Source organism: Kitasatospora sp. NPDC001540, from assembly GCF_042894345.1.
In the GTDB taxonomy this organism is placed as follows: Bacteria; Actinomycetota; Actinomycetes; order Streptomycetales; family Streptomycetaceae; genus Kitasatospora; species Kitasatospora phosalacinea_C.
Genome location: NZ_JBIAVO010000043.1, coordinates 1 through 25,199 on the forward strand (window position 1 = coordinate 1; position 25,199 = coordinate 25,199).

The window sequence follows — 25,199 nt, forward strand, 5'->3', positions numbered from 1 at the left end:
CAAGCAACGGGCCCCACGCCACAACGTCGGCAAGACGGCCAAACGAGCCGACTCGATCAAGGAACATCAAAGCCGACGAGGATAAACGCCAAGCTCAGAGGTTGTTGCCGACCACCTTGCGCGGGCTGAGCCGGACCACCACCCGGACGTCGTCCGGGCCGTCGAAGCCGTAGTCCTCGCCTCGGTACTTGTGCGACAGCTCGTCGATCAGCTCCCGGCCGCCCGCGGTGGTCAGGGTGACCTCGCCGCGGGCCTCGAAGTAGGTGTACGGGTCGTCCGCCGGGTTGACCAGCAGGCTGATCCGCGGGTCCCGGACCAGGTTGAGGTGCTTGCGACGGCCCTGCACGGTGGAGAACAGGATGTCGTCCCCGTCCCGCTTCACCCAGACCACGGACGACTGCGGGCTGCCGTCGGGCTGCACCGTGGACACCACGGCGTAGCTCTTCGCGTCCAGCAGTTCCTTGACCTTGCCGCTGAGCTCGACGCCCATGTCGCCTCCTGTGCCGGTTCTCTGACGTACGATCAGGAGTCAGGCTAGGCGGCGGGCCGTTCGTAGACCAGCGCCGTGGCGATCGCGGCGAGTCCCTCCGCGCGGCCGGTCAGGCCGAGGCCGTCGGTGGTGGTGCCGGAGACCGAGACCGGGGCGCCGACCGCCGCCGACAGCGCGGCCTGGGCCTCGTCCCGGCGCTTGCCGATCTTCGGGCGGACGCCGATCACCTGGACGGCGACGTTGCCGATCTCGAAACCGGCCTCCCGGACCAGCCGGGCCGCCTCGGCCAGCAGCGCCACCCCGGCCGCGCCCGCCCACTCGGGGCGGGAGGTGCCGAAGTGCGCGCCCAGGTCGCCGATCCCGGCGGCGGAGAACAGCGCGTCGCAGGCGGCGTGCGCGGCCACGTCGGCGTCCGAGTGCCCGGCCAGGCCGGTCTCGCCGGGCCAGTCCAGGCCGGCCACCCGCAGCGGGCGGCCCTCCTCGAAGGCGTGCACGTCGGTGCCGATGCCGACGCGGGGGAGGATCGGGCGGTCAGTAGCCATCGGTGGCCCTCCGGCGGGCGAGCACGGCTTCGGCGAGCACGAGGTCCAGCGGACGGGTGACCTTGAACGCCTCCTCGTGGCCGGGCACCACGACCACCCGGCCGCCGAAGCGCTCGATCAGCCCGGCGTCGTCGGTCACCTCGGCGCCCTCGGCGAGCGCCCTCTCGTGCGCGGCGACCAGCCCGGGCAGGTCGAAGCCCTGCGGGGTCTGCACGGCGCGCAGGGCGGAGCGGTCGGGCGTGTCCAGCACCGGCTCCGGGCCGGACGGCTGCGGCTCGACCCGCTTGACGGTGTCGGCCAGCGGCACCGCGGGCACCACCGCCTCCGCCCCGGCGCGGACGGCGGCGGCCACCGCGTCCACCACCTCGACCGGCACCAGCGGGCGGGCCGCGTCGTGCACCAGCACCACCCGGGTGCCCGCGGGGACGGCGGCCAGGCCCAGGCGCACCGACTCCTGACGGCTCGCGCCGCCGGGCACCACCCGGACGTCCTTGCCGTCCAGGCCGTGGCTGTCCAGCAGTGAGACCACCTCGGCCACGCCGTCCGGCGGGGCGCACACCACCACCAGGCCGACCGCCCGGCTGCGGGCCAGCGCCCGGACGGCGTGCACCAGCAGCGGCACGCCGCCGAGTTCGCGCAGCGCCTTGGGGGCGCCGGGGCCGAGTCGCTCGCCGCGCCCGGCGGCCGGGACGACCGCTGCCGCGAGCTGTGCTGAGGCGTTCAGGTTTGGCTCCTCGGTAGTGATGGGTATGGCCCGTGCCGAGCGCGGATGCCGCGAGCGGGCAGGCCCCCTTCCTGACTGCACGTTAGTGGAACCGCGCCCGGCGCACAGCCGTGCCACCACCCCTTCCGGGCATGGCGAAGCGCCCGAGGTGCCGTTGCGGGCACCACCGGGCGCTGCGTCACAGCTGCTTCGACCCCGTCACGGGTTCCGGAGACCAGGACGTGCAGCCGGATCGGCGGCTCAGGAGGCGAGGACCTCGTCGAGCAGCGTCTCGGCCTTGTCCTCGTTGGTGTTCTCGGCGAGCGCCAGCTCGCTCACCAGGATCTGCCGGGCCTTGGCCAGCATCCGCTTCTCACCGGCCGACAGGCCGCGCTCGCGCTCGCGGCGCCACAGGTCGCGGACGACCTCTGCGACCTTGATCACGTCGCCGGACGCGAGCTTCTCGAGGTTCGCCTTGTACCGGCGAGACCAGTTGGTGGGCTCTTCGGTGTACGGTGCGCGGAGCACCTCGAACACGCGGTCCAGGCCTTCCTGGCCCACCACGTCGCGGACGCCCACGAACTCGGCGTTCTCCGCGGGAACGCGAAGCGTCAGATCTCCCTGCTGCACCTTCAGCACCAGGTAGGTCTTGTCCACACCTTTGATCTGGCGAGTTTCGATGGCCTCGATCAGCGCAGCCCCGTGATGGGGGTAGACCACCGTGTCGCCAACCTTGAACGTCATGTGACAGGACCCCTTCCGTGGCTTTCCAGAATAACACGCTTTTCGGCTGACTCGAAGGGCGTTTTCGCAGGTCAGGGCGGGTTCCAGGGCTTGACAACCACCCCCGTCGCGTGCTGCGACCGGTGTTCGATCCGGGCTTCCCGCAGGTCGGAGGCGGTCTGAGCGCGGGACGAAACCTCTGGTCACCGTCCCGAAACCATGATTGGATCTTGAGTTTTTGCCCCCGACGCGCCGGGCGCCCCGGATCGTGATCGGACCGCGACACGGGGCCACCCCGTGAGAGGCGGATATGTGCGGTCGGTAGTCTGACCCTCGACCACCGACCGTGATCCGTTTTCCACTGGATCGTCCCCCACCAAGGAGAAGTCGCCGCCGTGAGCCGGAGCCTTCGACGCGGCGCTGCAGCCGCCCTCGTCCTCGCCGCGATCGTCCCGCTGGCCGCCTGCGCGGCGGGCAACGACGCGAGCACGCTGGAGATCAAGCCGGACAACGCGGCGACGGCGATCGGCACCGACGTCAAGCTCAACAACATCGTCGTGGTCACCCCCAAGGGCACCGCCGGCGAGTACTCCGGCGCGGCCGCCCTCACGGTGAACATCGCCAACACCGGCAACGAACCGGAGGTGCTCACCTCGGTCAAGATCGGCGACAGCGCCGCCAAGCTGACCGACGAGAAGGGCGCCGCGGTCCAGGACCTCACCCTCGCGCCCGGCCAGTCGGTGCTGCTCGGCGCCCAGGGCGGCCCGACCGCCTCGGCCACCGGCTCGGCGCTGTCGGTCGGCGGCTACGCCAAGACCACCTTCACCTTCAAGAACGCCGGCACGGTCTCCGCCGACGCCAACGTGCAGCCCGCCGAGGGCTACTACGAGGGCTACGGCCCGAAGGCCGCCGCCCCGTCCGCCTCCGCCTCCGCTTCGGCCTCCGCCTCGGCGGGCGCGTCGGCCGGTGCCTCGGCCCCCGCCGGCGCCACCGGCTCGCCGTCGGCCGGCGCCACCGCGAGCGGCTCGGCGAGCGCCCCGGCCAGCCCGTCCGGCTCGGCCACCGCCCAGCAGTAGGACGCGGCCACGCAGGAGGGCCCCGCCTCGGCGGGGCCCTCCTGCTGCGCGCGGCAGCGGCTCACGGCTACGGCTTACGGCTCGAACTTGTAGCCCAGGCCGCGGACGGTGACCAGGTAGCGCGGGGCGCCCGGGTCGGGCTCGATCTTCGCCCGCAGGCGCTTGACGTGGACGTCCAGGGTCTTGGTGTCGCCGACGTAGTCCGCGCCCCAGACCCGGTCGATCAGCTGCATCCGGGTGAGCACCCGGCCCGCGTTGCGCAGCAGCATCTCCAGCAGGTCGAACTCCTTGAGCGGCAGGTCGACCTTGGCGCCGTCCACCGTCACCACGTGCCGGTCGACGTCCATCCGGACCGGACCGGCCTCCAGCGCGCCCGGGGCGGCCGCGCCGTCGCCGCCGCCGTCCTCGCCCCGGCGGCGGAGCACCGCGCGGATCCGGGCCACCAGCTCGCGGGTGGAGTACGGCTTGGTGACGTAGTCGTCGGCTCCTATCTCCAGGCCGACCACCTTGTCGATCTCGCTGTCCTTGGCGGTGACCATGATCACCGGGACGTTGGAGCGGACCCGCAGCTGGCGGCAGACCTCGGTGCCGGGCAGGCCGGGCAGCATCAGGTCGAGCAGGACGAGGTCGGCTCCGTTGCGCTCGAACTGCTCCAGCGCGTCGGGGCCGGTGGCGGCGATCGCCACCTCGAAGCCCTCCTTGCGGAGCATGTACGACAGGGCGTCGCTGAACGACTCCTCGTCCTCGACCACCAGTACACGGGTCACGATCGGGCCTCCGGGGCAGGAAGTGTGGTTGCTGCGTGGGTTTCGGGGCCCCCGACCGGCGCCTGTCCGGCGGGGAGCCGCAGAGTGAAGGTGGAGCCCTGGCCCTCGACGCTCCACACCGACACGGTGCCGCGGTGCGAGGCGGCGACGTGCTTGACGATGGACAGGCCGAGGCCGGTGCCACCGGTGAGGCGGGAGCGGGCGGGGTCCACCCGGTAGAAGCGTTCGAAGATCCGCTCGCGGTCCTTCTCCGAGATGCCGATGCCCTGGTCGGTCACCGAGATCTCGATCAGCTCGCCGTCCGCCTCGCCCAGCGCCGCGGCGCTGGAGATCCGGCGGGTGGCGATGGCGACCCTGGTGCGCGGCGGGCTGTAGTTCACCGCGTTCTCCACCAGGTTGCCGAGTGCGGCGGCCAGTTGGCCGCGGTTGCCGACCAGGTACAGGTCGGTGGTGCCGCCCGCGGCGATGACGATCTGCTTGGCCGCGGCGGTCTGCCGGCAGCGGTCGATCGCCTCGGCGATCAGCTCGTCCACCGCGACCGGCTCCGGGTCGACCTTGAGCTGGTCGTCCTGGACCCGGGACAGGTCGATGATCTCCTGCACCAGGCTGGCCAGCCGGGTGGCCTCCACCTGCATCCGGCCGGCGAAGCGCTGCACCGCCTCCGGGTCGTCGGAGGCGTCCGCGACGGCCTCGGAGAGCAGCGAGAGCGCGCCGACCGGGGTCTTCAGCTCGTGCGAGACGTTGGCCACGAAGTCGCGGCGGATCGCCTCGATCCGGCGGCGCTCGGTGCGGTCCTCGACCAGCACCAGCACCAGCCGGGAGCCCAGCGGGGCGACCCGGACCGAGACCGCCAGCGGTTCGGCGGTGCGGGCCGAGGTGCCGGGGCGGGTCAGCTCCAGCTCGATCTGCCGGATCTCGCCGTCCCGCCGGGTGGAGCGGGCCAGCGACAGCATCTGGTCCACGGCCACCCTGCCGCCGCGCACCAGGCCCATCGCGTAGGCGGCCGAGGAGGCCTTGACCACCTCGTCGCCCTCGCCCAGCACGATCGCGCACGAGCGCAGCACCGAGAGCACGGTGTCCACGCCCGGGGGCAGCGCGGGTTCCTGTTCCAGTTCCGGCCCGCCGCTCCTGCCCGTCCTGCCGTGCCGGTCCCGGGCCTGTTCGCGCTCGCTCCAGCGGAAGGCGATGGAGGCGGTGAGGCCGACGCCGAGCCCGGCTATGGCGCAGGCAGCGGCGGCGGCCGCGTTCACGTCCATGCCAGCCAGCGTAAATGGTGTCCGGGCGCGCTCCGTAAGGGTGCGATCAAGGCATCGGCCTGACGTTGCCGAGAATTCACCTTCAGGATTCCGCCGGTTCACCGCCCCGGCCGTGGGAGGTCGCCCGAACGGATCAGTCTGGGCCGGGCAAGCCCGTGCGGGCGGTGACGCGGCTACCATTCGCGCCACCAGCAGCGGCCGCCCGCGCCGCCCGCCCTCCGGCGGGCCGGTCCGGGGCGTCCGGTCGGCACCGCCACCGACACCGGTACTGGAGGAGAAGAGCGCATGCGCGACGCGTACCACGAGGAACTCGACTCGATCAGCGACAGCCTGGTCGAGATGGCACGCCTGGTCGGCTCGGCGATGGGCCGGGCCACCACCGCCCTGCTGGACGCGGACCTCGAACTGGCGGAGAGCGTGATCGCCGCCGACGAGAAGATCAACGGCCTGCACCACGCCCTGGAGAACCGGGCCATCGACCTGCTGGCCCGCCAGCAGCCGGTCGCCACCGACCTGCGGATCGTGGTCACCTCGCTGCGGATGAGCGCCGACCTGGAGCGCTGCGGCGACCTGGCCCGGCACGTCGCCAAGGTCGCCCGGCTGCGCTACCCGGAGACCGCCGTCCCGAACGACCTGCACCCGATCGTGCTGGAGATGGGGCAGCTCGCCCAGCGCCTGGTCGCCAAGGCGGGCCTGGTCATCGCCACCAAGGACGTCGACAAGGCGCTGGAGCTGGAGTCGGACGACGACGCGATCGACGCCCTGCACCGCGAGCTGTTCTCGCACCTGCTGGACGACCGCTGGCACCACGGCATCGAGACCGCGGTGGACGTCACCCTGGTCGGCCGCTACTACGAGCGCTTCGCCGACCACGCGGTCTCGGTCGCCAAGCGCGTCGTCTACCTGGTCACCGGCGAGCACGTGGCCGACTTCGTGGCCACCGCGGAGCCGGCCGAGTAGCCGCCGGGCCGACCGCCCCCGTCCGGTCCGTCGAGGGGGCGCACGGGGGCCCAACCGCCAGCCCCCGCGCGCCCGTTGACGTGCCGTCGGCCGCCGGGTTCACTCGAGGGGACGGGCACTCCCCTCGGGCTGCCCGGCTCCGCCCGGACGAGGAGGCAGCGCCATGAAGACGACCGGCACCCCGAACACCCCCCCGCCCGCCCCGACCGCCCCGGTCGCGGCCCGGCTCCTGCCGGTCCTCGCCGCGGGCTGCGGCTGCGGCCCCGGCTGCGGCTGCGGCTGCCAGTCCGGCTCGCCCTGCCAGTGCGGCGGCGCGACCGGCGGCTGCTGCGGCGGCCACTGAGCCCCCGCGCGCGAACGCCGGACGGCCGGGCACCCCCTCTGGAAGGGCGCCCGGCCGTCCTGCTTCCTCCCGGTGTCAGGAGAAGTTGACGTCCATGCACTGGTAGAACGCGTTGCCGGTGTCCGCGATGTCCCAGACCGCCAGGATCACCTGGTGGCCGGTCAGCCCGGCGGGCAGCGTCGCGGTGTGGCTGAGCGTGGCCGGGGGCTGCTTGCCGCCCATCGGCACGGTCAGGAACGGGGTCAGGTTCAGGTTCGACCTGGTGAGCTTGGTGGTCGCGTCGTAGCCCGGCTTGGTGAGGAAGTACCGGAACGAGGTGGTGGCGTGCCGCGCCTCGATGCTCCAGGTCAGCGTCAGCTGCTGCCCGGCGGTCACCTTGGTGGTCGGCCACGCCCCGGACCGCGGGTTGTCCAGCGGCGCCCAGCGCGTGTCGCCGCCCGCGCACAGCGTGCCGTCGGCGGGCCCGGAGGCCGGGAAGCCCTTCGGGCCCTCGACGCTCTGCGGCTCCCACTGGATCTGCCCGCAGTTCTTGACCACGCCCGCCCCGCAGAGTCCGGCGCGGCTGGGCGGCGTGGTGATGTACCCGTGCGAACTGGCCGGGACGGCGGTGGCCAGGACCGCGGCGGTGGCGGCGAAGCCGACCGCCAGGATGGTGCGCTTGCGCATGGTGCTCCTCCGTGGGGGTGGATGGAGTGCGCGACCGCGGGCACGCGGAAGGGCCGCGTGGGGGGCGACCAAGATTGTCATGCCCGCGCCGACAGTGCCTCCACGCTAGGAGCAGCCCCCGCCCGCCGTCAATGGTCTGAACCATTCTTCCCCGTGAACCAAGCTTTGCCACCCCCGGGTTGACACGGCGTCGGGGAACGGAACAGCCCCCTGGGCCGGGGCGTCGTTGCGCCGGGCAGGGGGCTGAGAGGCGGGGCGAGGGCGAGCGGGTGCTACTTCTTGCCCTGGTTCTTCACGGCCTCGATAGCGGCCGCGGCGGCCTCCGGGTCGAGGTAGCGGCCACCGGGGGTGACCGGCTTGAAGTCGGCGTCGAGCTCGTAGACGAGCGGGATGCCGGTGGGGATGTTGAGGCCCGCGATGGCCTCGTCGGAGATGCCGTCCAGGTGCTTGACCAGGGCGCGCAGGCTGTTGCCGTGGGCGGTGACCAGCACGGTGCTGCCCGCCGCGAGGTCCGGCACGATGGCGTCGTACCAGTACGGGAGCATCCGCTCGACGACGTCCTTGAGGCACTCGGTGTTCGGGCGCAGCTCGGACGGGATCTCGGCGTAGCGGGCGTCGCCGGCCTGCGAGTACTCGGCGTCGTCGGCGAGGGCCGGCGGCGGGGTGTCGTAGGAGCGGCGCCAGAGCTGGAACTGCTCCTCGCCGAACTCGGCGAGGGTCTGGGCCTTGTCCTTGCCCTGGAGGGCGCCGTAGTGGCGCTCGTTCAGGCGCCAGCTGCGGCGGACCGGGATCCAGTGGCGGTCGGCCTTGTCGAGGGCGATCTGCGAGGTGCGGATGGCGCGGCGCAGCAGCGAGGTGTGCAGCACGTCCGGCAGCAGGCCCTCGGCGAGCAGGAGCTCGCCGCCGCGGGCGGCCTCCTTCTCGCCCTTCTCGTTGAGGTCGACGTCGACCCAACCGGTGAACAGGTTCTTCTGGTTCCACTGGCTCTCGCCGTGGCGGAGCAGGATCAAGCGATAGGTCGTGTCAGCCATGGGGCCAAGCCTAGTGGAGGGGTAAATCCGGTCGCTCGGGTGTCCATCCGCGATGTAATGTTCGCTCATCGGTTTCGACTCTTACCGTTCACCCGCCCGCGGGCGGCCGCCCCACCCTGCCCGCGGCCGCTCCGGGCCGTACCGCCCGGGAGCCCCCATGCCCCTCCTCGCCCGCCTGGCCGCCGAAGCACGCAGAGCGGGCGGCGGGCTCCCCCGCCAGTTCTGGTGGCTGTGGACCTCGACGCTGGTGAACCGCCTCGGCGGCTTCGTGGTGACCTTCCTGGCCATGTACCTCACCCACGAGCGCGGCTACTCGGCGGCGTACGCGGGCCTGGTGGCCTCGCTGTTCGGGCTCGGCTCGGCGGTGGCCGCGATCGGCGCCGGGGTGCTGACCGACCGGCTGGGGCGGCGGCCGACGCTGCTGGCGGCGCAGCTGTCCACGGCGCTGTTCACCGCGCTGCTGGGGTACACCGACGGGCCGGTGGCGATCGCCGCGGTGGCCTTCCTGGTCGGCCTGGCGAGCAACGCGTCCCGCCCCGCGGTCAGCGCGATGATCGCCGACCTGGTGCCCGCCGCGGACCGGGTCCGGGCGTACGCGCTGAACTACTGGGCGATCAACATCGGCTTCGGCGCCTCCGCCGCGGTGGCCGGGCTGATCGCCGTGCACGGCTACCTGGCGCTGTTCCTGCTGGACGCGCTGACCACGCTGCTGTGCGCGGTGGTGGTGTTCGTGAAGGTCCCGGAGACGCAGCCGGAGGCCGCCCCGGCGGCCGTCGCCGAGCAGGAGCCGCGGGTCGGGCTGGGCACGGTGTTCCGGGACGGGCCGTTCATGGCGGTGGTCGCGGTGAACCTGCTGCTGGCGCTGGTCGTCCAGCAGGGCTCCACCACGCTGCCGGTGGACATGGGCGCGCACGGCCTCTCGGCCGCCCGGTTCGGCCTGGTGATCAGCCTGAACGGGGTGCTGATCGTGCTGCTGCAGCTCCCGCTGACCCGGTTGATGGAGCACCGCGACCGCACCGCCCTGCTGGTGGCCGGCGCCCTGCTGACCGGCTGGGGCTTCGGCCTGACCGCGCTGGCCGGGTCCTCCGCCGCGCTGTACGCGCTGACGGTGGCGGTCTGGACGGTCGGCGAGATCGTCACCGCGCCGACCATGATGGCGCTGGTCGCCGAGCACTCCCCCGCCCGGGCCCGCGGCCGCTACCAGGGCGTCTACTCGCTCTCCTGGTCGCTGGCCTCGTTCGTCGGCCCGCTCGGCGGCGGCCTGCTGCTGCAGTACGCGGGCAGTTGGGCGCTGTGGGGCGGCTGCGCGGCGGCGGGCACGCTGGCCGCGCTCGCCTTCGTCGCGATCGGGCGCCGTCAGCCCCGGCCGCCGGTGGTGGACGGGGCGCCGGTCGCGGCGCCGGTGGAGGCGGCGGCCTGACCTCCCGCCGCCCCGGGCCCGGGCCAGCACCGTCACCAGCGCGCCGGAGACCAGCGCGACGTCCGCCGGCCGTCCGGCCGGCGGCTCGCCGACCTTCAGGCCCGGCAGCACGGTGACCGGCGCGGAGGGGCTGACGGTGGCCAGTTGCGGGGTCAGCGCCCGGCGCCGGTCCCAGTCGCGGCGCCGCCGACGCTCCTTCGGCTCGGCGGCGAGCCCGGCCTCCAGCCAGGCCAACTTCCGTTGCGCGGCGGCGGATTCGGCGGTACCGGCGGATTCGGTGTCCATGGTTCCCTCCCCGGCCGGGGGGACACCCGGATCAGGCTCCGGCGGGAGGGGCCTCGCTCGCCAGGTGCGCGAACGCGGCCAGGTTGCGGGTGGACTCGCCGCGCTTGGTCCGCCACTCCCACTCGCGGCGGATCGCGGTCGCGAAGCCCAGCTCCAGCAGGGTGTCGAACGGCTCGTCGGCGTGCTCCAGCACGCTGCCCAGCAGCCGGTCCACCGCGTCCGGCGTCACCGCCTCCAGCGGCAGCCGCCCGACCAGGTAGACGTCGCCGAGCCGGTCCACCGCGTACGCCACCCCGAACATCCGGGTGTTGCGCTCCAGCAGCCAGCGGTGGAACGCCTCGTGGTTCTCGTCCGGCCGCCGGATCACGAACGCGTTCACCGACAGGGTGTGGTCGCCGACCCGCAGCGCGCAGGCGGTGGAGAGCTTGCGCGTCCCGGGCAGCGCGGCGACCAGCGTGTACGGGTCGGCCGCGGCCGGCTCCCAGGTGACACCGGCCTGGTCGAGCGCGGTGCGCAGGAGGGTGAGTGCGTCGTCCTTGGCTGCCATGCCCCCACGCTAGCCTCCGGGCCGGCGGGCCGGCGCGCCCAGGGGGCGGGAACGGAACCCGGAGCGACGGCACGCACCGGCAGGGCACCGTGAGCAGACCCGTGCCCGCCGTTCCCCGGCCGGGGTCTCAGGCCCGGACGACGGCCGACATCGCCCCCGTGTAGACCTCGGCGGTGGCGGCGGCCGCGGCGGACCAGCCGAAGGCGGCGGCGTGGCGGGCGGCGGCGGCGCCGCGGCCGACGGGGAGGGCGGGGTCGGTGGCGTACGGGAGCAGGGCGTGGGCCCAGGCGTCGGGGTCGTGGCCGGGGACGAGGGTGCCGGTGCGGCCGTCCCGGACGGCGACGGGGAGGCCGCCGACGGCGGCGGCGACCACGGGGGTGCCGCAGGCCTGGGCCTCCAGGGCGACCAGGCCGAAGGACTCGCTGTGCGAGGGCATCACCAGGGCGGTGGCGGCGCGGTACCAGTCGGCGAGCCGCCGCTGGTCGACCGGGGGGTGGAAGCGGACCACGTCGCCGATGCCGAGCTGGGCGGCGAGCTTGTGCAGGCTCTCGGGGCGGGCCAGGCCGGTGCCGGAGGGGCCGCCGACGATCGGGACGACCAGGCGTTCGCGCAGCTCCGGGTGCCGGTCGAGCAGCCGGGCGACGGCCTTGAGCAGGACGTCGGGCGCCTTGAGCGGCTGTATTCGGCCGGCGAACAGCAGCACCGCGGCGTCCTGCGGGAGGCCCAGCCGGGCGCGGGCGGCGGCGCGGTCGCCGGGGCGGAACACGTCCAGGTTGACGCCGGGGTGGACGACGGCGAGCTGCTCGGGGCGGGCGGCGTAGTGGTGGGCCAGCTCGGCGGCCTCCTCCGCGGTGTTGGCGATCAGCCGGTCGGCGGCGCCGACCACCTGGGTCTCGCCGATCACCCGGGCCGCGGGCTCGGGGGTGTCGCCCTCGGCGAGGGCGGCGTTCTTGACCTTGGCCATGGTGTGCATGGTGTGCACCAGCGGGACGCCCCAGCGCTCGGCGGCCAGCCAGCCGACCTGGCCGGAGAGCCAGTAGTGCGAGTGCACCAGGTCGTAGTAGCCGGGGCGGTGCCCGGCCTCGGTGCGCAGCACGCCGTGCGTGAAGGCGCACAGCTGGGCGGGCAGGTCCTCCTTGATCAGGCCCTCGTACGGGCCCGCGGTGACGTGCCGCACGAGGACGCCGGGGGCGAGCTCGACGGCGGGGGCGTCGTCCGAGCTGACGGCGCGGGTGAAGACCTCGACCTCGATGTCCAGCTCGGCGAGGCGCTTGGCCAGCTCCACGATGTACACGTTCATGCCGCCGGCGTCGCCCGTGCCGGGCTGGTGCAGCGGCGAGGTGTGGACGCTCAGCATCGCGATCCGGCGCGGGCGGCGGGCGGCCGCGGCGGACCGGGCGAACGCGGCGGGGGTCGCGGGGGCGGCCCACCGCGGCTCCCGGAGGGGCGTGCGGACGAGGGGCTGGGTCACCTGCGGATGCCTCCCTGTGCGCCGGCCGTCTGGTCTGCTCTTCTCGTGCCGCCGCCCGCGGCCGGCGGCAGCGGGCGGATGGACTTCAGCCAGGGCAACGGGGTGGCGCGGCGGCGTATTCCCGCCAGCGGATCCGGGTGCTCCGTGCTCCGGAACCGCTGCGTACGCTAGGTGACCATGGCAGCGAGCGACACGCCGTCCTCCCGGGGCCGGTCGGGCCGACCGGTGGGGACGATCACCCGGGGCACCACCAACACCAACCGGTTGCGGCGGATGGACCGCTGGATCGCGTACGCGGCGGGCCGGGCGCTGCGGGCGCCGGTGGCCCCGCCGGTGGTGGTGGACCTGGGGTACGGCGCGGCGCCGTGGACGGCGGTGGAGCTGTCGGCGCGGCTGCGGGCGGTGCGGGCGGACGTCCGGGTGGTGGGGATCGAGATCGATCCGGTCCGGGTCGCGGCGGCGCTGCCGATGGCCGAGCCGCCGCTGCTGGAGTTCCGCCGCGGCGGGTTCGAGGTGCCGCTGGACGGCGGGGCGCGGGCCCAGCTGATCCGGGCGGCGAACGTGCTGCGGCAGTACGACGAGGAACAGGTCGCCGAGGTGTGGGCCCGGCTGTGCGGGCGGCTGGCCCCGGACGGGCTGCTGGTGGAGGGCACCTGCGACGAGGTGGGGCGGCGGCACGTCTGGGTGGCGCTGGGGCCGGAGGGACCGCGGACGGTGACCTTCGCGGCCCGGCTGGCCGGTCTGGAGCGGCCGTCCGAGCTGGCGGAGCGGCTGCCGAAGGCGCTGATCCACCACAACGTGCCGGGGCGGCCGGTGCACTCCTTCCTGCGCGACTTCGACCGGGCCTGGGCGGCGGCCGCGCCGCTGGGCGCGTTCGGGGCCCGGCAGCGCTGGGCGGCGGCCTGCGCGGCGCTGGCGGCGGACTGGCCGCTGCGGGACGGGCCGGCGCGGTGGCGGCAGGGCGAGCTGACGGTGGGGTGGGCCGCGCTGGCGCCGCGCTGAGCCGCCGCCCCCGCTCCCCGTCCCGTCCCGCCCCGCCCTACTCGGTCCGATCATCTGTTCGATACTTCACTCGAACGAGTTATCGATTTCCTCTGGCGTGTTGACGCCCCGTCACGCCACCATGGAGCCGTCCGGGTGGTCGCTCCAGCGGCCTCCCGAGCACCCGTCAGCCCGTCCGCCCCTCGACCTCGCGCCACACCCGTTCGAACACCGCGTACGCGTCGGCGTCGAACAGCACGAACCGCACCTCGTCCAGGTCCGCGGCCTCCGCGACCGCGGTCCCCAGGGCGATCCGGGCCGCGTCCTCCAGCGGCCAGCCGTAGATCCCGGCCGAGACCGCCGGGAAGGCCACCGTCCGGGCACCCAGCCCGACCGCGACCCGAAGGGACTCCCGATAGCAGGAAGCCAGTAGCTCCGCGCGCTGCGGATACTCCTCCGCCCGGTACACCGGACCGACGGTGTGCACCACCCAGCGGGCGGGCAGCCGTCCCGCCGTGGTCGCCACGGCCCGGCCGGTGGGCAGGCCCTTGCCGTAGTGCGAGGCGCGCAGCCTGCGGCACTCGGCCAGGATCTCCGGTCCCCCCTTGCGGTGGATCGCCCCGTCCACCCCGCCGCCGCCCAGCAGGGAGCTGTTGGCGGCGTTCACCACCGCGTCCACCTGCTGTTCCGTGATGTCACCCTGCACCAGCGTGATCTGGGTCACCGCTGCTCACCTCCGGCCAACTCCGGTCCACCGACGGCGGAAACCTGTGGAAACCCTAGGCAAAGCCGCCACCAGGCGCGTGGCAATAACCACATCGGCGCCGCCCAGTCGAAGAAATCCTCGGAGATCACGTTATGGTCGCGGGAAGCCCCTCGATGCCCGGCGCCGCCCGGGCACTGCGGACGGACACCAGCCGTTGGTCCGTCGGGGAAAGGAAGGACCGACCGATGCCCGCTACGGGAGACGGGCGGGCACCCGACGCGACCACGAGCGCCGGTACCGCCGAACGCAGCCGCAGCCGCCGCGCCCACGGCGCCCCGCGTCCCGACCGGACCGCGGGCCCCGCGCCGATACCGCATCCGCGCAGCACCCCGGCCCCCGCCGAACCCGCCCGCCCCACCGCGGGGTTCCGGGTGCTGGTGGTGGAGGCCGACGGGCCCGGGCACGCCCTGTTCGACTCGCTGGCCGCCGAGCTGGGCCAGCACGCCGAGCTGCACCGGGTGAACGGCATCCAGGAGGCCCTGGCCGCGCTGCCGCCGCAGCCCGGCACCGGCCGCCGCGGCCTGCGCACCCCCGACTTCCAGTGCGTCCTGCTCGACCTCGGCACGTCCGCCGAACCCTCCGCGGAGCCGTCCGACGGGCTGGACGGCCTGCGCGAGCTGCTGCTGCGCGCCCCGCACACCGCCGTGGTGGTGCTGACCGACGCCGCCGGGGCCGAGCTCGGCGCCGCCGCGGTCGCCGCGGGCGCCCAGGACTTCCTGCTCCGGCAGGACACCGGCGGCCCGCTGCTGGCCCGCGCCCTGCGCTACGCGGTGGAGCGCAAGCGCGCCGACGAGTCGCAGCGCCGCCTGGTCGAGGCCGAGATCCGCGGCCAGGAGAACGCCCGCCTCCAGCGCCACCTGCTGCCCACCCCGCTGCTGGACGGCGCCGACCTGTCCTTCACCCGCCGCTACCGCCCCGGCCGTCGCCGGGCCCTGCTCGGCGGCGACTTCTACGACGCCGTCCGCACCAAGGACGGCCGGGTGCACGTGGTGATCGGCGACGTCTGCGGCCACGGCCCGGACGAGGCCGCGCTCGGCGTCGCGCTGCGGATAGCGTGGCGGACGCTGGTGTTCGCCGGGCTGACCGGCCAGCACCTGCTCACCACCCTGCAGCACGTGCTGGAGCACGAGCGCCGCAGCGACGAGATCTTCGCGACCCTGTGCATGGTCGTGCTGGACGCCCCGGCCGAGGGCGGCGGCCCCGACGCCGCCGAGCTGTACCTGGCCGGGCACCCCGCCCCGCTGCTGCTGGGCCCCGACGGCCCGCCGGTGCTGCTCCCGCTCGACCAGGCCGGCCCGGCGCTCGGCCTGCTGCCCTGCGACGCGACGCACTCGGTCTGGCCCGCCCTGCGGGTCGAACTCCCCACCGGCTGGCGGCTGTTGATGTACACCGACGGCCTGGTCGAGGGCAAGGTCGGGGCGGGCTCGCCGCGGCTGGGCCAGGAGGGCCTGATCGAGCTGATCGCCGACCACCAGGCCGCCGGACTGACCCGCGGCCGCCTCGTCGACTCCGCGATCGCCGAGGTCGAGGAGCTGAACGGCGGGGCGCTCACCGACGACGTCGCGGTGCTGCTGCTGGAGCGCAACCCGATTCCGGTGATCATGGGCTGAGCGTCCCGCCGCGCACGGCAGGAAGGGCGGCCCCCGTGCGGGGGCCGCCCTTCCTGTTGCGCTGCCGGTCGCCGCGTCCCGTCACCAGGGGCCGTACGGGCCCTGGTTGCTGCGCCCGCCGCGGCCGCGGCCGTCGGTGAGCAGCTTGATCGCGGGGCGGACGTCCACCACGTAGACGATCGAGGCGACCAGGCCGACCAGCGTCATCAGGCCGGTGATCGGGTTGGCGCCGAAGAGCAGGTCCCAGCCCAGCGACAGGCTCAGGACGATCACCCAGAAGCCCTTGCTCTTCTTGTCCGCCGCCCGGTACGCGTCCTCCCGGCGGAACACGGCGTCGCCGAGCGCGAACACCTTGAAGCAGATGATCGCGGTGGCGATCCACCAGAACGGGTTAAGGAGGTCGACGTACAGGATCACCTTGGGCTCCTCACTCTTTCCTCCATCCTGGCACGGCCGTCACCCCAGTCAACGGCCCGCGTCGGCGCGGCGTTCCGGCCGCTGCCGCTCCGCCTCACTCCGCCGCGGCGGCGCCGCCCTTGCGGGCCCGGGGGGCCTTCTTCGCGGTCGGCTTCGGCGCGGCGGGCTCCTCGTCCACCACGACCTCGTCCACCACGACCTCGGCGATCACGACCTCCTCGACCGGCGCCTCGGCCCCGGCCCCGGTCCCGGACTCGTCCTCGGCGGCCTGCGGGGCGGCGCCGGCGGCTTCGACCACGGTGCGGCCGCGGACGGCCAGTTCGTCGTAGACCTCCTTGGCCTTCACCGCGAACTCCAGCGCCCGGCCGACCTGCTGCATCGCGAACTCCTGCGCCTTGGCCTGGAGTTCCTTCACGTCGGTGGGCAGGGCGGTGACCGCCTCGGTGACCTTGGCCTGTGCGTCGGCCAGCGCGGCGCCCGCGTCCTGCAGGGCGGCGGCGGCCTTCTCCTGGGTGCCCTTGCGGTCCGCGGCGAGCGCCTCCAGCTGGGCGGGCACCTCGCGGAGCTTCTCGTAGGCGAGGTCGCCCGCGCCGGCCAGGGCGTACAGCGGGGTCGGGTCGGTGAGGGTCTTCTTGAGCTCGTCGCTGATCGGCATGTCGGGTCCTCCTGGTCGGGGGCGCCGCGCGGTCGGGTCGCGCGGGGCTCGGTCTCGCAGGTCCGGCCGTCCGGGCCTGCTCGTTCTGCTGGTGCTCGGGCCTGCTGGTGCTCGCCTGCCGGTGCTCCGGCCTACGCCTCCTTCGGCCCGGCGGGGCCGGGCGGGCGGGCGGGCTGGTTCTCCTTCAGGAACGCCTCGTAGACCGAGAGCAGGGCCTGCTTCTGCCGCTCGTTGATCAGCGGGTCGGCCAGGATCGCGGCCCGCAGGCCGGGCCCCTCGCCGTCCCGCTCCTCCAGAATCCCGGCCTGCACGTAGAGCGTCTCCGCCGAGATCCGCAGCGCCTTGGCGATCTGCTGGAGGATCTCCGCGCTGGGCTTGCGCAGCCCGCGCTCGATCTGGCTCAGGTACGGGTTGGACACCCCGGCGGCCTCGGCCAGCTGCCGCAGCGAGTACTGCGCGCTCCGCCGCTGCTCCCGGATGTACTCGCCGAGCGAGCCCACGTTCAGTGACGCCATACGGGCAGTCTGCACCGCCGTGCTTGCAATTGCAAGCAGACTGCTAGCACCCTCGGGCGAGCCGCTCAGTAGAGCCCGGGGGTGCCGGTGGCGGTGAGGCCGGGACCGAGGGCGAGGCGGTCGGGGGCGGCGTCCGGGACGGCGGTGCGGTGGAAGGCGTCCAGGGTGAGGCGCAGGGTGGCGGGGTGTTCGAGGCGGTGGCCGGCGAACCGCCAGGGGGCGTCCGGGCCCTCGACGGCCTGGGCGAGTTGGAACTGCAGGAAGGACGGGGTCGGGTCGGGGCAGCCGGGGTCGTGGTGGGCGGCCCCGTGGTGCAGCAGCACCAGGGCGGACGGGACCGGGCGCGGCGGGGCGGGTTCGGGCCGGGACCCGTCCGGGCAGGCGTGGTCGGCGGGGAGCAGGTCACCGGGGAACAGGTGGCCGGGGAGGTGGTCGCGGACCTCCCGGACGAGGTCGGGACCGCCGCGGTGGAACCACTGCTCGATCAGGGCGCGGAAGGCGGCGTCCCGTTCGGCCCGGCCGCGGACCGCCCCGGCCTCCAGGATCCGGCGGCCCGCGCCGGACAGCCCGGCGGCGATCGCGGCGACGGGCGTGCGGTGCACGGCGCTGCTGTGGCCGACCATCCGGATCCCGAACATCGCCGCGCGCAGCACCCGGGCCGCCTCCCCCGCCCGCCCGCGCGGTGCCGACGCCCACCAGTACGGGCCCCGGGCGCGGCGGATCCGGGGTTCGGCGCGTTCCGGGTGGGCGGCCGCGTAGCGGCGGCCGGTCGGGGAGGACTCCCAGTGCGGGTCGGTCAGCTTGAAGGACGCGGCCGGACCGCGCAGTTCGCCGCCCGCCCCCAGGCCCAGCACCACCCCGTCCGGCCCGACCTGCGGGAACAGCCCGGCGACGTCCGGCCCGGCGAACCGCAGGCCGGTCAACTCCGGAACGTTCAGGACGAGTTCGGCCGGACGCCGGGCGACCTGGCGGTACCGGCGCGGCAGGGCGAAGACGATCCGGGCGTACGGCGCGCCGGAGCCGGGCCGTTCGACCGCCAGCCGTCGGAACTCGGCGCCCGGCAGATCGTACTCGGCGGCCAGCCAGGCGGCGGACTCCGGGTCGAGGTCGGCGAACCGGACGTCGATGGCGTCGCCCCAGGAGCGCAGGTGGGCGGGCTCGGGATCGGGCGGGAGCAGGAGGCGTTCGACCGGGACGCCCGCGGCGGCGGTCCGCTCCACCACCCAGGCCCGGCGCCGGTTGCCGAGGTCGGCCAGCCAGCGGACGGCCCGGCGGGCGCGGTGCTCGCGGGCCCAGCGGGTGGGAGCGGTGGCGGCGCCGAACAGGGCGAGGGTGTTGTTGTCCCACACGTCCGCCAGCCGGTCGACCTCGGCGCGGTCGAACTCCCGGGCGTCCACTGCCAGTTCGGCGATCCGGTCGATCGAGGCGTCCAGCAGGGCGGCGAACGCGAGCAGCGTGCGCGGGTGGCGGGCGGAGGCGGGAGCGGCGGGTGGCGGGGTCATGCGGGCTCCGGGGCGCCGGTGGCGGTGAGGCCCGGTCCGAAGGCGAGGCGGCCGGGGGCGAGGTCGGGGACGGCGGTGCGGTGGAAGTCGTCCAGGGTGAGGCGCAGCGGGCCGGGGGCGTTCAGGTCGAGGGAGCGCAGCACCCAGGGGGCCCCGGGGGCGGGCGGCTGGGCGAGGTGCAGGGAGAGGGTGGCGGGGGCGGACGGGTCGAAGTCGCTGTCGGTGGCGGCGGCCCGGTAGGAGACCAGGCGGAGCCGGGCGGGTACGGGGAGGGGGCTCGGGTCCGCGTCGTAGAGGTCGCGGAACGCCTCGTCGAACTGCCTGCCGCCGCGCCGCCGCCAGTCGTCCGCCAGGGCCCGGAACGCGCGCTCGCGGGCGGCTCCGCGCCGGACGCCCGCGTCCAGGACCCGGGTGCCCGCGCCGGTGAGCGCGGTGGCCAGGTGGTGCACCGGAACTCTTCCGGCGCTGGCGTGGAAACGGGTGCAGCGAACGGCCAGCATGACGCGGTGCAGGACACTCGCGGTCGTGTGGGCCTCCCCGGACGGCGTCGGGTTGCCGTTCGACCGGAGCCGGGTGACCGGCGGGTCGTCCTCGGGCGGGTGCGCGGCCACGTAGCGGCGGCCGGTCGGCGAGAGGTGCCAGCACTCGTCCTCCAGCCGGCGGGTCGCGCCCGGGCCGCCCAGCAGCCCGCTCCGGCCGAAGCGGAGCCGCAGCCCGCCGTCGTCCGCGAAGTCGATGGCCGCGCCCCGGGTGTCCGTGCTGTCGAAGCGCGCCGCGGTGACCGCCTCGACGTCCACGGAGAGCTGTCCGAACGGCCGCCGCGCCCGACCGTCGTCCGGGAAGCGGCGCGGTAGCCGGAGCCGAACCGTGCCCCGGACCGCCGCGGGCCCGTACGCCTCCAGGCGCAGCGAGTCCACCTCGGCGGCGGCCAGGTCGTACTCGGCGGCCAGGCCGTCGGCGTACTCCGGGGTGAGGTCGCCCATGAAGTGGTCGATGGTGCCGCGGTGGTCGCGGATGTGCTGGACCTCCCGCCCGGCGGGCAGCAGGAAGTGCTCGACCGGGAAGCCCGCGGCGGCCGTCCGTCCGGCCACCCAGGCGCGGCGGTCCGCGCCGCAGTCGGCCATCCAGCGCAGCGCGGCGCGGGCCCGGCGGCCGCGGGCCCAGCGGGTGGGGGCGGTGGCGGCCGAGAACAGGCCGAAGGTGTTGTTGTCCCACACGTTCGCCAGCCGGTGGACCTCCTCCGGGTCCGACTGCCTCGCGTCGGCGGTGAGTTCGGCGATCCGGTCGATCGAGTGGTCGAGCAGCGCCGCGTAGGCGAGCAGGGTGCGCGGGTGCCGGGGGCGCGGGGGCATGGGGGTGATTGTGCCCCCGCGACGGGGGTGGTTGCCATACGGAGAAGTAGGGTGAACGCGACGAACTGACGCCGCCCGGAAGGGACTTCACCGACCGAAGCGGTCACGCCGGTCGGAAACGGGCGCGGGAACGGGCGCGGGAACGGGCGTGGGAACGAGGACGGGAGGGCTGGGCGGGATGGCGGAGCGGCGGATCGGTGCGGTGCTGTGCGACCTGGACGGGGTGCTGCGGATCTGGGCGGACCTGGCGGACGTCGACCTGGCGCACGGCTTCGCGCCCGGCACCGTCGCCGCGGCCGCGTTCCGGCCGGAGCGGCTGCTGCCCGCCGTCACCGGACGGGTCGGCGACGAGCAGTGGCGGGCCGCGGTCGCCGAGGACCTGGCGGCCGGGTGCGGGTCGGCGGAGCGGGCGCGGGCGGCGGTCGCGGACTGGGGGCGGCAGCCGTTCCGGGTGGACGCGGAGGTGCTGGCCCTGGTCGCCGAGGTGCGGCGGGGCGGCGTCCCGGTGGTGCTGGTCTCCAACGGCACCACCGCGCTGGAGGCCGACCTGGCCGCGCTCGGGCTGGACCGGGCCGTCGACGCGGTGGTCAACTCCGCCCGGGTCGGCGCGGCCAAGCCCGATCCGCGGATCTACCTCGCCGCCGCCGAGCGCGCCGGATTCCCGCCCCACGCCTGCCTGTTCGTGGACGACACCGCGGGCCACCTCACGGCCGCGGCCGCTCTCGGCATGCCCGGCCACCACCACCGCGGGGCGGCCGGGCTGCGCGCGGCGCTCGGCGGCTACGGCCTGCTCTGACCGGCCCGTGAAATCCTCTGCCGCGCCCGGCCGGGGCGTGCCACCATCCGGGCCATGACGATCTTCCCCGGGTACGACGGCACGGCCCTCCACTACGAGCAACTCGGCGACGGCGCACCCCTGGTGGCGCTCCCCGGAGGCCCCGGCGCGGACGCCCGCTACCTCGGCACCCTCGGCGGGCTGGACGCCCACCGGCGGCTGGTCCGGCTCGACCCGCGGGGCTGCGGCCGCTCGGCGGCGCCGGCCGACCGGGTGAGCTGCGCGTTCGCCGCCCAGGCCGCGGACGTGGAGGCCCTGCGGGAACACCTCGGCGCGGACCGCATCGACCTGCTCGGCCACTCCGCGGGCGCCCTCACCGCACAGCGCTACGCCGCCGAATTCCCGCACCGGGTACGGTCGTTGGTGCTGGTCACCCCGGTCGGCCGGGCCGCCCGGGAGCCCGACCCGGCGGAGCTCGCCGCGATCCGGGCGGCGCGCGCGGCCGAGCCCTGGTACCCGGACGCGGCCGAGGCGGAGGCCCTGCTGGCCGCCGGGGCGGGAGATCCGGCGGAGCTGGTCCGGCGGATCACGCCGTTCTTCTGGGGCACCTGGAACGAGCGGGCCCGCGCGGCGGCCTTCGACCCGGAGCTGGTGTCGGCCGCGCCCTGGATGCGGGACGCGTTCTACTCGAGCGCGGGCGCGGGTGCGGGTGCGGACGGGGCCGGTGCCGCGCCCCGGCCGGTGGCGGCGCCGGTGCTGGTGGTCGCCGGTGAGCGGGACGGGATGATCGGCACCGCCCCGGCGCGCCTGGCCGCCGCCCTGCACCCGGCCGCCCGGCTCGCCGTCCTGCCGGGAGTGGGCCACCGGCCGTGGGTGGAGGACCCGGCCGGGTTCGCCGCGCTGGTGGGGGAGTTCCTGGAAGGCGCCTGAACCGGACGTTCCGGGCTGAGGTCCTGACCCGAAGCAGCACGGACCTTCGGTGGGCTCCGGCCGTCAGCAGCTCGGACTCGCCGTTCCCCGAGCCCCCGAACAGGTGCCCTCAGGTGCCCTCAGGAGTCCTGCTCCGTGAGGTGCCGGTAGAGCGGGGTGAGGAGGTGCGCGAGGTCGGGGGCGAGTTCGGGGAGGGCGGGGGCGGGCGAGTCGGGGGGTGTGGGGCGGAGGGTGAACTCGCCCTGCCAGAAGGTGTCGAGGCACTGGTCGATCGGCTGGTCCACGGGGTCAGGCTCCGGTCGCGTCGGCGGAGAGGGTGAGGAGTTCGCGGAGCTGCTCGGTGGGGAGCTCGGTCAGCCAGTGCTCGCCGGTGCCGACCACCGCATCCGCCAACTCTCGTTTGCTGTCGATGAGTTCGGCGATGCGTTCCTCGACGGTGCCGGTGCACACCAGCCTGCGGACCTGGACGTCGCGCTGCTGGCCGATGCGGTGGGCCCGGTCGGTGGCCTGGTCCTCGGTGGCGGGGTTCCACCAGCGGTCGAGGTGGACGACCTGGTTGGCGGCGGTGAGGTTGAGCCCGGTGCCGCCCGCCTTCAGGGAGAGCAGGAACACCCCCGGCCCGTCCGGGGCCTGGAAGCGGTCGACGAGTTCCTGGCGGCGCGGCGCGGTCAGGCCGCCGTGCAGGTGCAGGACGGGGGTGCCCAGGCGGCGGCGCAGGTGGGGCTGGAGCAGGGTGCCGAACTCGGCGTACTGGGTGAAGACGAGGGCCCGGTCGCCCTCCGCCAGGGCCTCCCGCAGCAGTGCGACCAGGCGTTCGACCTTGCCGGAGCGGCCGCCCAACGGCGAGCGGTCACGCAGGAGTTGGGCCGGGTGGTTGCAGACCTGCTTGAGTCGGCCGAGGGCCGCCAGCACGGCGCCCTTGCGCTCGACGCCGCGGATGCCGCCGAGGCGGTCGAGCAGGTCGGCGACGACGGCCTGGTAGAGCCCGGCCTGTTCGGGGGTGAGGTTGCAGCGGACGGTGAACTCCTGCTTGGCGGGCAGCTGTCGGCCGATCTCGGGGTCGCTCTTGAGGCGGCGCAGCAGGAAGGGCGCGGTGAGCCGCTGGAGCGCGGCGGCGACCTCCCGGTTGCCGGACTGCTCGATCGGGACGGCGTAGCGTTCGCGGAAGGACTCGGGGGTGCCGAACAGGCCGGGGTTGGCGAAGTCGAGGACGGTGTGGAGTTCGGCGAGGCGGTTCTCGACGGGGGTGCCGGTGAGGGCGATCCGGGGGCCGGAGCGCAGCGAGCGCAGGGCGCGGGACTGGCGGGCGGCGCGGTTCTTGGCGTGCTGGGCCTCGTCGGCGACGATCCGCCGCCAGTGGACGGCGCGCAGCGCGGCGGCGTCCCGCTGGAGGACGCCGTAGGTGGTGATCACCAGGTCGGCGGCGGGGTCGGGGGCGGTGCGGTCGGGGCCGTGGTGGAGCTGGACGCGCAGCCGGGGGGCGAAGCGGGCGGCCTCGCGCTGCCAGTTGCCGACCAGCGAGGTGGGGCAGACCAGCAGGACGGGGCCGCGGGCGCCGCGGGCGTGTTCGAGGGCGAGCAGGGCGAGGGTCTGGACGGTCTTGCCGAGGCCCATGTCGTCGGCGAGGACGGCGCCGAGGCCGAGCCGTCCGAGGGCGTCCAGCCAGGCCAGTCCGCGTTCCTGGTACGGGCGCAGGGCACCGGTGAAGCCGGGCGGGGACGGGGTGCGGCGGGCGCCGGGGAGGCGGCCGAGGCGCCCGGCCAGCAGGTCGCCGAGCGGGCCGTCGGCGTGCACGGCGGTGACCGGGAGGCCGTCGACGACGGCTCCGTCGGTGGCGGCGAGGCGGAGCAGGGCGGCGGCGTCGAGCTGCGGGTCGTCGCGGCGGGCGGCGAGGAAGCGCAGGGCGGCGGCGAGCTGTCCGGCGTCCACCTCGATCCACCGGCCGCGGAACCGGACCAGGCCCGCCTGGGCGGCCGCGAGTTCGTCCAACTCCTGCTGGCTGAGCGGCTGTTGGCCGACAGCGAGCTGCCAGCGGAAGTCCAGCAGGGCGTCCCGGTCGGCCTGGGCGGCGCGCCGGACGGAGCCGGGGGCGGTGGTGCGCGCGGTGGCGGCGAGGCCGAGCCGGGGGCGGCGCTGCCACCAGGCGGGCAGCAGGACGCCGTGCCCGGCGGCGGCGAGCGCGGGGGCGGTGTCGCGCAGGAAGGCGAGCGCTCCGGCCCGGTCGAGGTCGATCCCGGTGGGGCGGGTGCGGTGCAGGGCGGCCCGCAGCTCGGGCAGCAGGCGGGCGGCGCGGTCGAGTTCGGCGAGGTACGCCGCGACCGGGTCGTCGACCGCCCGGGCCAGCGCGGCGGACCCCGGCCCGGCGGACCAGAGTTCGGCGGCGGGCAGCAGCAGCGAGGGCCGGTCGACCGGGCCCAGCAGCACGTCCAGCCGCCAGTTCTCGTCCACGGCGGTGGCGTCCGGGTCGTCGGCGGCGGTGCCGAGCGGTTCGGCGAGGCGGAAGGCCAGCCGGACCAGGCCCAGCGGCTCGGTCCCGGCCGCACCGGCGGCCAGCCGGGCGACCTGCGCGGGGTCGGGCGGGGCGGGCAGCCGCCCGTCGGGGCCGTGCAGCGCGGCCACCCAGGCGGGCGCGCCGGGCGGCTCCGGGGCGTCCTCCCCCAGCGCGACCCGGGTCTCGTGGTCGGTGAGGGCCTCCAGCACGGTCGCGAACAGGGCGCCGCCGGTGGGCTCGTGCCCGTACTCGGCGCGGGCGACCGGCGGGCACCCGGCCGCCAGCGCGCGGGCCTCCCGGTGGCTGGCCGGGTCGTGCGCGGGCCGCCAGCGCGCCGCCCACCCGCCGGGCTCCGCGACCAGCGCGGGCAGCACCCGGCCGCGCCCCGCCAGCCGCCAGGCCAGGTCGTGCACGCCGGTCAGCCAGCGCAGCGACGCCCCGTACGCGAGCTCCACCGCTCGGCCGCCGGGCAGCTCGACGGTGGTGCCGGGCCAGTACGGGTCGAACAGCTCGCCGAGCAGTTGCGCGGCCTCCGGCAGGTCGAACAGCAGCGCCGGGACGCGCCAGGGCCGCAGCTCCGGGCCGCGCGCGGTGGAGCCGACCGGCAGGTCGGGCGAGGGCGTGGGCCGGGAGCCGAGCGTCGGCAGCCGCAGGGTCAGCCAGCGCTCGTCGCCGCGCTCCGCCAGCCAGGCCGGGCCGGGCCCGACCGCCCGCAGCAGCGCCGCGACCTCGGCGGCCGGGCAGGCGTACGGGTGCCGCGAGCCCTCCCGCCCGCGCCCGGTGAACGCCGCGCCGTCCTCCGCCCACACCCCGAGCCGCCCGTCGGCCCGCCACTGGGCGTGCAGGACGTACATCGAGGACCTCCGGTGGGCGGGCGCAAGGGCCTTCCAGCGTAGATCGGCCCGCCGACACCTCCGCAGGACGC

Annotated in this window: 26 protein-coding genes; 8 read left to right on the plus strand and 18 right to left on the minus strand. The window is 75.4% G+C overall.

Annotated elements, in window-relative coordinates; genetic code table 11:
* Positions 1-94: 94 nt before the first annotated feature.
* The 4 genes from ACFY00_RS33225 to ACFY00_RS33240 all read right to left on the minus strand — a co-directional run bounded on the left by ACFY00_RS33225 (position 95) and on the right by ACFY00_RS33240 (position 2,479).
* On the minus strand, positions 95-490 hold the full coding sequence (locus ACFY00_RS33225; protein ID WP_388036644.1) for a PPOX class F420-dependent oxidoreductase: 396 nt from the start codon (positions 488-490) through the stop codon (positions 95-97).
* 44 nt (positions 491-534) lie between these two features.
* The gene (gene ispF, locus ACFY00_RS33230) at positions 535-1,032 is read right to left on the minus strand and encodes a 2-C-methyl-D-erythritol 2,4-cyclodiphosphate synthase (RefSeq protein WP_388036647.1); all 498 of its coding nucleotides are present in this window, start codon (positions 1,030-1,032) and stop codon (positions 535-537) included.
* Positions 1,022-1,783 (minus strand): 2-C-methyl-D-erythritol 4-phosphate cytidylyltransferase, encoded by a 762-nt coding sequence (gene ispD, locus ACFY00_RS33235; RefSeq protein ID WP_388036784.1) that lies wholly within the window; start codon positions 1,781-1,783, stop codon positions 1,022-1,024. The genes ispF and ispD overlap by 11 nt, the downstream gene beginning before the upstream one ends.
* 213 nt (positions 1,784-1,996) lie before the next feature.
* On the minus strand, positions 1,997-2,479 hold the full coding sequence (locus ACFY00_RS33240) for a CarD family transcriptional regulator (protein WP_014136563.1): 483 nt from the start codon (positions 2,477-2,479) through the stop codon (positions 1,997-1,999).
* 374 nt (positions 2,480-2,853) lie between these two features.
* Here ACFY00_RS33240 and ACFY00_RS33245 point away from each other — a divergent pair, with 374 nt between their 5' ends.
* Positions 2,854-3,534, plus strand: coding sequence for a DUF461 domain-containing protein (locus tag ACFY00_RS33245; protein WP_388036650.1), 681 nt, complete (start codon positions 2,854-2,856; stop codon positions 3,532-3,534).
* Positions 3,535-3,608: 74 nt separating this feature from the next.
* Here the strand turns inward: ACFY00_RS33245 and ACFY00_RS33250 are convergent, their stop codons facing one another.
* Together ACFY00_RS33250 and ACFY00_RS33255 are read right to left on the minus strand one after the other, a co-directional pair.
* Positions 3,609-4,301: a response regulator gene (locus ACFY00_RS33250; protein WP_388036652.1), complete on the minus strand. Its 693-nt coding sequence runs from the start codon at positions 4,299-4,301 to the stop codon at positions 3,609-3,611.
* Positions 4,298-5,557, minus strand: a complete 1,260-nt coding sequence (locus ACFY00_RS33255; protein WP_388036655.1) for a sensor histidine kinase — start codon at positions 5,555-5,557, stop codon at positions 4,298-4,300. Before ACFY00_RS33255 ends, ACFY00_RS33250 begins: the two co-directional genes overlap by 4 nt.
* Positions 5,558-5,842: 285 nt before the next feature.
* On the opposite strand from ACFY00_RS33255, the gene phoU reads away from it, so the two are divergent.
* Both phoU and ACFY00_RS33265 read left to right on the plus strand, forming a co-directional pair.
* Positions 5,843-6,517, plus strand: a complete 675-nt coding sequence (gene phoU / locus ACFY00_RS33260) for a phosphate signaling complex protein PhoU (protein ID WP_388036657.1) — start codon at positions 5,843-5,845, stop codon at positions 6,515-6,517.
* Positions 6,518-6,680: 163 nt separating this feature from the next.
* Positions 6,681-6,860, plus strand: coding sequence for a hypothetical protein (locus ACFY00_RS33265; protein WP_033250994.1), 180 nt, complete (start codon positions 6,681-6,683; stop codon positions 6,858-6,860).
* Positions 6,861-6,935: 75 nt separating this feature from the next.
* Here ACFY00_RS33265 and ACFY00_RS33270 read toward each other — a convergent pair whose 3' ends face one another.
* Together ACFY00_RS33270 and ACFY00_RS33275 are read right to left on the minus strand one after the other, a co-directional pair.
* Entirely contained in the window at positions 6,936-7,526 is a 591-nt protein-coding gene (locus ACFY00_RS33270) for a lytic polysaccharide monooxygenase (RefSeq protein ID WP_388036660.1), read from the minus strand.
* A gap of 272 nt (positions 7,527-7,798) precedes the next feature.
* Positions 7,799-8,557 (minus strand): phosphoglyceromutase, encoded by a 759-nt coding sequence (locus tag ACFY00_RS33275; protein ID WP_030908130.1) that lies wholly within the window; start codon positions 8,555-8,557, stop codon positions 7,799-7,801.
* Positions 8,558-8,714: 157 nt separating this feature from the next.
* On the opposite strand from ACFY00_RS33275, the gene ACFY00_RS33280 reads away from it, so the two are divergent.
* The gene (locus ACFY00_RS33280) at positions 8,715-9,977 is read left to right on the plus strand and encodes an MDR family MFS transporter (RefSeq protein ID WP_388036663.1); all 1,263 of its coding nucleotides are present in this window, start codon (positions 8,715-8,717) and stop codon (positions 9,975-9,977) included.
* A gap of 316 nt (positions 9,978-10,293) precedes the next feature.
* On the opposite strand, the gene ACFY00_RS33285 is transcribed toward ACFY00_RS33280, so the two are convergent.
* Both ACFY00_RS33285 and mshA read right to left on the minus strand, forming a co-directional pair.
* Positions 10,294-10,809, minus strand: a complete 516-nt coding sequence (locus tag ACFY00_RS33285; protein WP_388036666.1) for a YbjN domain-containing protein — start codon at positions 10,807-10,809, stop codon at positions 10,294-10,296.
* Positions 10,810-10,936: 127 nt separating this feature from the next.
* Positions 10,937-12,280, minus strand: coding sequence for a D-inositol-3-phosphate glycosyltransferase (gene mshA, locus ACFY00_RS33290; RefSeq protein WP_388036669.1), 1,344 nt, complete (start codon positions 12,278-12,280; stop codon positions 10,937-10,939).
* A 177-nt stretch (positions 12,281-12,457) separates the two neighbouring features.
* Here mshA and ACFY00_RS33295 point away from each other — a divergent pair, with 177 nt between their 5' ends.
* Positions 12,458-13,282 (plus strand): class I SAM-dependent methyltransferase, encoded by an 825-nt coding sequence (locus tag ACFY00_RS33295; protein WP_388036672.1) that lies wholly within the window; start codon positions 12,458-12,460, stop codon positions 13,280-13,282.
* A 166-nt stretch (positions 13,283-13,448) separates the two neighbouring features.
* On the opposite strand, the gene ACFY00_RS33300 is transcribed toward ACFY00_RS33295, so the two are convergent.
* Positions 13,449-13,985 carry an O-acetyl-ADP-ribose deacetylase gene (locus tag ACFY00_RS33300; RefSeq protein WP_388036675.1) on the minus strand — a complete coding sequence of 179 codons (537 nt, stop codon included), beginning with the start codon at positions 13,983-13,985 and terminating at the stop codon, positions 13,449-13,451.
* A gap of 227 nt (positions 13,986-14,212) precedes the next feature.
* On the opposite strand from ACFY00_RS33300, the gene ACFY00_RS33305 reads away from it, so the two are divergent.
* A complete protein-coding gene (locus tag ACFY00_RS33305; protein WP_388036676.1) occupies positions 14,213-15,637 on the plus strand; it encodes a PP2C family protein-serine/threonine phosphatase in 1,425 nt (474 codons plus the stop codon).
* Between the two features lie 81 nt (positions 15,638-15,718).
* Here ACFY00_RS33305 and ACFY00_RS33310 read toward each other — a convergent pair whose 3' ends face one another.
* The 5 genes from ACFY00_RS33310 to ACFY00_RS33330 form a co-directional block, all read right to left on the minus strand.
* Positions 15,719-16,054, minus strand: a complete 336-nt coding sequence (locus tag ACFY00_RS33310; RefSeq protein ID WP_388036678.1) for a DUF2516 family protein — start codon at positions 16,052-16,054, stop codon at positions 15,719-15,721.
* Positions 16,055-16,148: 94 nt separating this feature from the next.
* Positions 16,149-16,709, minus strand: a complete 561-nt coding sequence (locus ACFY00_RS33315) for a hypothetical protein (RefSeq protein ID WP_388036681.1) — start codon at positions 16,707-16,709, stop codon at positions 16,149-16,151.
* A gap of 131 nt (positions 16,710-16,840) precedes the next feature.
* Positions 16,841-17,224 (minus strand): helix-turn-helix domain-containing protein, encoded by a 384-nt coding sequence (locus ACFY00_RS33320; RefSeq protein ID WP_388036684.1) that lies wholly within the window; start codon positions 17,222-17,224, stop codon positions 16,841-16,843.
* Between the two features lie 65 nt (positions 17,225-17,289).
* The gene (locus ACFY00_RS33325; RefSeq protein WP_388036686.1) at positions 17,290-18,726 is read right to left on the minus strand and encodes a hypothetical protein; all 1,437 of its coding nucleotides are present in this window, start codon (positions 18,724-18,726) and stop codon (positions 17,290-17,292) included.
* Positions 18,723-20,078, minus strand: a complete 1,356-nt coding sequence (locus tag ACFY00_RS33330; protein WP_388036689.1) for a hypothetical protein — start codon at positions 20,076-20,078, stop codon at positions 18,723-18,725. The genes ACFY00_RS33325 and ACFY00_RS33330 overlap by 4 nt, the downstream gene beginning before the upstream one ends.
* Before the next feature lie 148 nt (positions 20,079-20,226).
* Here ACFY00_RS33330 and ACFY00_RS33335 point away from each other — a divergent pair, with 148 nt between their 5' ends.
* Both ACFY00_RS33335 and ACFY00_RS33340 read left to right on the plus strand, forming a co-directional pair.
* On the plus strand, positions 20,227-20,874 hold the full coding sequence (locus ACFY00_RS33335; protein ID WP_388036692.1) for an HAD family hydrolase: 648 nt from the start codon (positions 20,227-20,229) through the stop codon (positions 20,872-20,874).
* Positions 20,875-20,928: 54 nt separating this feature from the next.
* Positions 20,929-21,783 carry an alpha/beta fold hydrolase gene (locus ACFY00_RS33340; protein ID WP_388036694.1) on the plus strand — a complete coding sequence of 285 codons (855 nt, stop codon included), beginning with the start codon at positions 20,929-20,931 and terminating at the stop codon, positions 21,781-21,783.
* Positions 21,784-21,902: 119 nt separating this feature from the next.
* Here the strand turns inward: ACFY00_RS33340 and ACFY00_RS33345 are convergent, their stop codons facing one another.
* Positions 21,903-22,067, minus strand: coding sequence for a hypothetical protein (locus ACFY00_RS33345; protein WP_388036696.1), 165 nt, complete (start codon positions 22,065-22,067; stop codon positions 21,903-21,905).
* A 4-nt stretch (positions 22,068-22,071) separates the two neighbouring features.
* The gene (locus ACFY00_RS33350) at positions 22,072-25,128 is read right to left on the minus strand and encodes an SNF2-related protein (RefSeq protein ID WP_388036699.1); all 3,057 of its coding nucleotides are present in this window, start codon (positions 25,126-25,128) and stop codon (positions 22,072-22,074) included.
* Positions 25,129-25,199 lie beyond the last annotated feature (71 nt).

What these genes read in the sequence shown, in the direction of transcription:
- ACFY00_RS33330 (WP_388036689.1), bottom strand. Translation starts at nt 20,078, where the DNA reads ATGCCCCCGCGCCCCCGGCACCCGCGCACCCTGCTCGCCTACGCGGCG.
- ispF (WP_388036647.1), bottom strand. Translation starts at nt 1,032, where the DNA reads ATGGCTACTGACCGCCCGATCCTCCCCCGCGTCGGCATCGGCACCGAC.
- ACFY00_RS33320 (WP_388036684.1), bottom strand. Translation starts at nt 17,224, where the DNA reads ATGGCGTCACTGAACGTGGGCTCGCTCGGCGAGTACATCCGGGAGCAG.
- ACFY00_RS33340 (WP_388036694.1), top strand. Translation starts at nt 20,929, where the DNA reads ATGACGATCTTCCCCGGGTACGACGGCACGGCCCTCCACTACGAGCAA.
- ACFY00_RS33325 (WP_388036686.1), bottom strand. Translation starts at nt 18,726, where the DNA reads ATGACCCCGCCACCCGCCGCTCCCGCCTCCGCCCGCCACCCGCGCACG.
- ACFY00_RS33240 (WP_014136563.1), bottom strand. Translation starts at nt 2,479, where the DNA reads ATGACGTTCAAGGTTGGCGACACGGTGGTCTACCCCCATCACGGGGCT.
- ACFY00_RS33270 (WP_388036660.1), bottom strand. Translation starts at nt 7,526, where the DNA reads ATGCGCAAGCGCACCATCCTGGCGGTCGGCTTCGCCGCCACCGCCGCG.
- ACFY00_RS33285 (WP_388036666.1), bottom strand. Translation starts at nt 10,809, where the DNA reads ATGGCAGCCAAGGACGACGCACTCACCCTCCTGCGCACCGCGCTCGAC.
- phoU (WP_388036657.1), top strand. Translation starts at nt 5,843, where the DNA reads ATGCGCGACGCGTACCACGAGGAACTCGACTCGATCAGCGACAGCCTG.
- ACFY00_RS33315 (WP_388036681.1), bottom strand. Translation starts at nt 16,709, where the DNA reads ATGCCGATCAGCGACGAGCTCAAGAAGACCCTCACCGACCCGACCCCG.
- ACFY00_RS33225 (WP_388036644.1), bottom strand. Translation starts at nt 490, where the DNA reads ATGGGCGTCGAGCTCAGCGGCAAGGTCAAGGAACTGCTGGACGCGAAG.
- ACFY00_RS33265 (WP_033250994.1), top strand. Translation starts at nt 6,681, where the DNA reads ATGAAGACGACCGGCACCCCGAACACCCCCCCGCCCGCCCCGACCGCC.
- ACFY00_RS33280 (WP_388036663.1), top strand. Translation starts at nt 8,715, where the DNA reads ATGCCCCTCCTCGCCCGCCTGGCCGCCGAAGCACGCAGAGCGGGCGGC.
- ACFY00_RS33305 (WP_388036676.1), top strand. Translation starts at nt 14,213, where the DNA reads ATGCCCGCTACGGGAGACGGGCGGGCACCCGACGCGACCACGAGCGCC.
- ACFY00_RS33350 (WP_388036699.1), bottom strand. Translation starts at nt 25,128, where the DNA reads ATGTACGTCCTGCACGCCCAGTGGCGGGCCGACGGGCGGCTCGGGGTG.
- ACFY00_RS33275 (WP_030908130.1), bottom strand. Translation starts at nt 8,557, where the DNA reads ATGGCTGACACGACCTATCGCTTGATCCTGCTCCGCCACGGCGAGAGC.
- ACFY00_RS33255 (WP_388036655.1), bottom strand. Translation starts at nt 5,557, where the DNA reads ATGGACGTGAACGCGGCCGCCGCCGCTGCCTGCGCCATAGCCGGGCTC.
- ACFY00_RS33295 (WP_388036672.1), top strand. Translation starts at nt 12,458, where the DNA reads ATGGCAGCGAGCGACACGCCGTCCTCCCGGGGCCGGTCGGGCCGACCG.